The sequence below is a fragment of the Phenylobacterium sp. genome (genome assembly GCF_036402295.1).
In the GTDB taxonomy this organism is placed as follows: Bacteria; Pseudomonadota; Alphaproteobacteria; order Caulobacterales; family Caulobacteraceae; genus Phenylobacterium.
The window spans coordinates 1-3,761 of record NZ_DASWTE010000173.1 but is presented as its reverse complement, the minus strand read 5'-3'; the positions used below and the strand labels follow the sequence as shown (position 1 = coordinate 3,761).

Sequence of the window (3,761 nt, the reverse complement as noted above, 5' to 3'; positions counted from 1 at the left end):
AGACCCAGCGCACGGCCGCCGCGGTCACCGCCGCGCTCGCCGGCTGCGGCTTCGACGAGGCGGCCAACGTCCTCTACCGCTTCATCTGGAACCAGTTCTGCGACTGGTACGTGGAGCTCGCCAAGCCGCTGCTCACCGGCGCCGACGAAACGGCCAAGGCCGAGACCCAGGCGACCGCTGCCTGGGCGCTGGACGTGATCCTGAAGCTGCTCCACCCGGTGATGCCGTTTATCACCGAGGAGCTCTGGCAGAGCACCGCCGATCTGGGCGCCGCGCGCTCCGAAGGCCAGCTCATGACGGCGCTGTGGCCCGACCTGCCGGCCGGTCTGGTCGACCCGGCCGCCGACGCGGAGATTGGCCTGATCATCGAGACGATCACCGAGGGCCGCTCGGTCCGCCAGGGCCTGAACGTCCCGCCCTCGGCCCAGCCGGCGCTGCTGGTGGTCGACGCGAGCGCCGAACAGCGCGGCGTGCTCAGCGCCTCGGCCGCGCTGGTCGGCCGTCTGCTGCGCGTCTCCGACGTCCAGTTCGTCGACGCCGCGCCCGCGGGCTCGATCCCCTACGTCGTCGACGGCGCCACCCTGGCGCTGCCGGTGGCCGAGTTCATCGACATCGCCGCCGAGCGCGCGCGCCTGACCAAGGAAGTGGGCGCGCTCGCCTCCGACATCGAGAAGACCGCCAAGAAGCTCGCCAACCCCGATTTCGTCGCCCGCGCGCCGGAAGAGGTGGTCGAGGAGAACCGCGAGCGGCTGGCCGACGCCGAGACGGCTAAGGCGAAGCTGGAGAGCGCCCTGGCGCGGCTTGGGGCCGTGGCCTGACGCCGGCAGGCTCGCGCTTCGCGCGGGCCTTCCGCTTCCGCGCCATGCCGAGGGGTCATCGTCAGTGTCGAACAGGCGTTTGCCTCTTCCGTTAGGTTATGCTTGTTCACCCACACGACGCCCGGGCGTGGAATCCGGGCGCGAGTAGGGAGAAGACGATGGCTGAGGCCGAGTTGCCGCCGGGTTGGCCCGCGATGTCCATTCAGCAGGCCCACGCCCTGATCGGTCAGCCCGGCCTGCCGACCGAGGTGGCCGAAGAGACCATCCGCGGGGTCAAGCTGAAGGTCTGGAAGAACCAGCCGCCGACGCTGCGCGTCGTGGCCGAGATGGCCAAGGGCCACGGCGACAAGGTCTTCCTGGTCTACGAGGACGAGCGGGTCACCTACGAGGCCTTCCACCGCGCCGTCTCCGCCTTCGCCATCGAGCTGCAGAGCCAGGGCGTCGTGAAGGGCGACCGCGTGGCGGTGATCATGCGCAACGTGCCCGAGTGGGTGGTGGCGTTCTACGCGGCGGCCGCGATCGGCGCGATCGTCACCCCGCTGAACGCCTGGTGGACCGGGCCCGAGCTGGAATACGGGCTGACCGACTCCGGCACGAAGATCGCGGTGATGGACGCCGAGCGCTACCAGCGCCTCACCGAGCACTTCGCCAACTGCCCCGAGCTGAAGCGGGTCTACGTCAGCCGCGAGGTCGATGAGGTGGCCCACCCCTACGTCGCCAAGCTGGAGGACGTGATCGGCGCGCCGAACGCCTGGGCGAACCTGCCCGACCGCGCCATCCCGCCGGTCGAGATCGCCACCGACGACGACGCGACCATCTTCTACACCTCGGGCACCACCGGCCGGCCGAAGGGCGCGCTCGCCACCCATCGCGCCATCAACACCAACATCATCACGGCCGGCGCGGCGATGGCCCGCGGCTTCCTGCGTCGGGGCGAGATGCCGCCCGCGCCCGATCCCGACGCACCTCAGCGCGCCACCCTGCTGTCGGTGCCGTTCTTCCACGTGACCGGCTGCTTCGCCGTGCTGAACCCGACGGTGTTCGCCGGCGCAAAACTGGTGCTGATGTTCAAGTGGGACCCGATTCGCGCCTTCGAGCTGATCGAGCGCGAGAAGGTCACCTCGGCCGGCGGGGTGCCGACCATCGCCTGGCAACTCCTGGAGCATCCGGCCCGCGCCAACTACGACCTCTCCTCGCTGGAGGCGGTCAGCTACGGCGGCGCACCCTCGGCGCCCGAACTGGTGCGGCGGCTGAAGGAGGTGTTCCCCAAGAGCCAGTCCGGCCAGGGCTGGGGCATGACCGAGACCTGCGCGACCGTCACCTCGAACGGCGCCGAGGACTACCAGAACCGCCCCGACAGCTGCGGCGTGGCCGCCGCCGTCGCCGAGCTGGAGATCCGCGACCCTGCGGATGGTAAGACCGTCCTGCCGGTCGGCGAGGTGGGCGAGCTATGGTCCAAGGGGCCGATGAACGCCAAGCTCTACTGGAACAAGCCCGAGCCGACCGCCCAGACGTTCGTCGACGGCTGGGTCCGCACCGGCGATCTGGCCCGCCTCGACGAGGAGGGCTTCTGCTTCATCATCGACCGGGCCAAGGACATGCTGATCCGCGGCGGCGAGAACATCTACTGCGTCGAGGTCGAGAACGTCCTCTACGACCATCCGGCCGTCATGGACGCCGCGGTGGTGGGCAAGCCACACCGGATCCTGGGCGAGGAGCCGGCCGCCGTCGTTACCCTCAAGCCGGGTACGGAAGCCACCGAGGCCGAGCTGCGGGCCCACGTGGCCGAGCGCCTGGCGGCGTTCAAGGTGCCCGTGGCGGTGAAGTTCTGGCACGAGACCCTCCCGCGCAACGCCAACGGCAAGATCCTCAAGAGCGAGCTCAAGAAGGTGTTCGCTGAAGAAGACGCCTGAAGACGCCCGCCCAGTGAAGACGAGGGCCGACGTCCTGCTCGTCGCGCGGGGCCTGTTCGAGAGCCGCGCCAAGGCCCGCGCGGCCATCGAGGCGGGCGGCGTCACGGCCGACGGCCGGCCCGTCGCCAAGGCCTCGGAGCTGCTGGCCGACGATGCGACGATCGAGGCGCTCGCCGCCCATCCCTGGGTGGGTCGCGGCGCGCTGAAGCTGGTCCACGCGCTCGACCTCTGGCCGGTGGTCGTGGCCGGGCGTGTGGTGCTGGACGTAGGCGCCTCGACCGGGGGCTTCACCGAGGTATGCCTGGCCCGCGGCGCGGCGCGCGTCTACGCCGTCGACGTCGGCCGCGGCCAGCTCCACCCGAAGGTGGCCGCCGACCCGCGGGTCGTCAGCCTCGAAGCGACCGACGCCCGCGACCTCACCGCGGCCCTCATCGACGAGCCGCCGGGACTGATCGTCACCGACGTCAGCTTCATCTCGCTCGCCAAGGCGCTGCCCGCGGCCCTGGCGTTGGCCCTGTCCGGCGCCGACCTCGTCGCGCTGGTGAAGCCGCAGTTCGAGGTGGGGCCCGAGCGGGTAGGGAAGGGTGGCCTCGTCTCCGATCCCGCGGCGCGGGCCGACGCGGTGACGGGCGTTCAGGCCTTCCTGGAGGCGTCCGGCTGGACGGTGCGCGCGACCGCCGACAGCCCCATCGCCGGCGGTGACGGAAACCGCGAGGCGCTGCTCTGGGCGGTCCGAGCCTAGGCCGACATCCGTTCGCGCGGCGCGCGGGGTACCCCCGCCATGCCGGCCAGACGATCGCGCAGGACCGCCATAGCCGCCCTGAGCCTCGGCGCGCACGCCGCCCTCCTGGCCGCCTTCGTCCTGCGTCCGGAGGCGCCGCCGATGGCCGCAGGTGTCGGGACGGCCATCTCGGTCGCCCTGGTCGCCGCGCCGCACGGCCCCGAGGTCGCAGAGGCGTCGCCCGCTGAGCCAGCGCCCCCCGCCGCGGAGCCACAGGCCGTCGAAGCCGCCGCCGGGCTCGCCCAGCCC

General features: G+C 71.7%; 3 protein-coding genes and 1 pseudogene. All 4 read left to right on the top strand.

Translation table 11 applies throughout. The features are described from left to right. Nucleotides 1–818, top strand: an 818-nt coding sequence (locus tag VGD44_RS11015) for a class I tRNA ligase family protein (protein WP_331086856.1), incomplete at its 5' end; no start/stop codon positions are given. A gap of 158 nt (nucleotides 819–976) precedes the next feature. Then, entirely contained in the window at nucleotides 977–2,731 is a 1,755-nt protein-coding gene (locus VGD44_RS11010; protein ID WP_331086854.1) for a class I adenylate-forming enzyme family protein, read from the top strand. 13 nt (nucleotides 2,732–2,744) lie between these two features. Further along, nucleotides 2,745–3,473 carry a TlyA family RNA methyltransferase gene (locus tag VGD44_RS11005; protein WP_331086852.1) on the top strand — a complete coding sequence of 243 codons (729 nt, stop codon included), beginning with the start codon at nucleotides 2,745–2,747 and terminating at the stop codon, nucleotides 3,471–3,473. Between the two features lie 39 nt (nucleotides 3,474–3,512). Next, nucleotides 3,513–3,761, top strand: a pseudogene (locus VGD44_RS11000) (hypothetical protein); the annotation flags it as partial.